Genomic DNA, 1,719 nt, shown 5'->3' on the forward strand with positions numbered 1-1,719 from the left:
ACCACCGCCGACCACCTGGATGCCTATCCGCCCAGCGCTGAGTTCGCGGCCGCCGCCAACGGCGACGCCTCTCTTTATGCTCGAGCCCAAGCGGACCGCGACGGGTTCTGGGCCGAGCAGGCACGGCGCCTGCACTGGCATCAGCCCTTCACCCAGGTGCTGGACTGGGACGACGCGCCCTTCGCCAAGTGGTTCTCCGACGGCAAACTCAATGTCGCCTACAACTGCGTGGACCGGCACGTGGTCGACGGGCACGGCGATCGGGTCGCCATCCACTGGGAGGGTGAGCCCGGCGACTCCCGCGACATCACCTATGCCGAGCTGCTGGCCGAGGTGTCGCGTGCCGCCAACTACTTCACCGGCCTGGGGCTGGCCGCGGGCGACCGGGTCGCCATCTACATGCCGATGGTCCCCGAGGCGATCGTGGCCATGCTGGCCTGCGCCCGCCTGGGCCTGACCCACTCGGTGGTCTTCGCCGGCTTCTCCCCCAGCGCCCTGCGCCAGCGCGTCGACGACGCCGCCGCCAAGCTGGTCGTCACCACCGACGGCCAGTGGCGGCGCGGCAAGCCGGCCCCGCTCAAGGCGGCCGTGGACGAGGCTCTCGCCGAGGGTGATTCGACCGTCGAGCACGTACTCGTGGTGCGCCGCACCGGCATCGACACCCCGATGACCGAGGGCCGCGACCTGTGGTGGGACGAGACCGTCGCGCTCGACTCCCCCGAGCACCAGGCGCAGGCCTTCGACGCCGAGCACCCGCTGTTCATCCTCTACACCTCCGGCACCACCGGTAAGCCCAAGGGCATCCTGCACACCTGCGGCGGCTACCTGACCCAGGCCGCCTACACCCACCACCATGTGTTCGACCACAAGCCCGGCCACGATGTGTACTGGTGCACCGCCGACATCGGCTGGGTGACCGGGCACAGCTACATCGTGTACGGCCCGCTGGCCAACGGCGCGACCGAGGTCGTCTACGAGGGCACCCCGAACTTCCCCGACGAGCACCGGCACTGGCAGATCATCGAAAAGTACGGCGTCACCATCTATTACACGGCGCCGACGCTGGTGCGCACGTTCATGAAGTGGGGCCGCGAGATTCCGGATTCGCACGACCTGTCCAGCCTGCGGCTGCTGGGTTCGGTGGGCGAGCCGATCAACCCGGAGGCCTGGCGCTGGTACCGGGATGTGGTGGGCGGCAACCGGACTCCCATCGTGGACACCTGGTGGCAGACCGAGACCGGCGCCATCATGATCTCGCCGCTGCCGGGCATCGCGGCGGCCAAGCCGGGCGCGGCCATGACCCCGCTGCCGGGCATCTCGGCGAAAGTCGTTGACGAGGAAGGCAATCCGGTCTCCCTCGGCGAGACCGAGGCCAACGGGTACCTGGTGCTCGACGAGCCGTGGCCGTCCATGCTGCGCGGCATCTGGGGCGACAACGAGCGGTACAAGGACACCTACTGGTCGCGGTACGCCGAGAAGGGCTGGTACTTCGCGGGTGACGGGGCCAAGCTCGACACCGACGGGGACCTGTGGGTGCTCGGCCGCGTCGACGACGTCATGAACGTGTCCGGCCACCGCATCTCGACCGCCGAGGTGGAGTCCGCGCTGGTCGGCCACTCCTGCGTCGCGGAGGCGGCCGTGGTCGGCGCGTCCGACGAGACCACCGGCCAGGGCATCGTGGCATTCGTGATCCTCACCGCCGAGGCCACCGACACCGGC

General features: G+C 69.6%; 1 protein-coding gene. It reads left to right on the forward strand.

What is annotated here, in order from left to right; translation table 11 throughout:
* Positions 1-1,719: acetate--CoA ligase (acs, locus tag ACIRRA_RS45955; protein WP_402782461.1), on the forward strand; the 1,719-nt coding region annotated here is incomplete at both ends.

Origin of the sequence: Nocardia sp. NPDC101769, assembly GCF_044766925.1 — a bacterium.
Lineage (GTDB): Bacteria > Actinomycetota > Actinomycetes > Mycobacteriales > Mycobacteriaceae > Nocardia.